1 protein-coding gene is annotated in these 292 nt (G+C 44.5%); it reads right to left on the bottom strand.

Translation table 11 applies throughout. From position 1 onward, the window contains the following. On the bottom strand, positions 1 to 166 hold a 166-nt coding region (locus A3763_RS30070), incomplete at its 3' end, for a methylmalonyl-CoA mutase family protein (RefSeq protein WP_156495001.1). Between the last annotated feature and the right edge of the window lie 126 nt (positions 167 to 292).

The raw sequence follows: 292 nt of genomic DNA, 5'->3' as shown, positions 1-292 counted from the left end.
TTGCAATACTTAAACCCGTCTGGCCTTTTGCCAGGTTATTACGGTAAAGCTCATTGGAGGCCCAAACATTGGTGTGTCCGGCGTAGGTTCTGAAAATCCACGGACGGTCTTTGCTCGGCTTATCTTCTTTATCGTAGATCAGATGCGCTTTATTTTGCTCACTCATGTTACTTCATTCCGATGTGGGTCGATTCCGAGAGTACTTGAGGCTCTGTCCTCGACACTGCATGTCGCTAGTTCAATGTTTATTAGAGATCGGTCAAAGCGTCTTTCAATAGGAAAGTTTTTGAAT

Source organism: Oleiphilus sp. HI0128, from assembly GCF_001635365.1.
The sequence above is the reverse complement of the archived record's forward strand: the minus strand, read 5'-3'. Positions and strand labels throughout refer to the sequence as shown.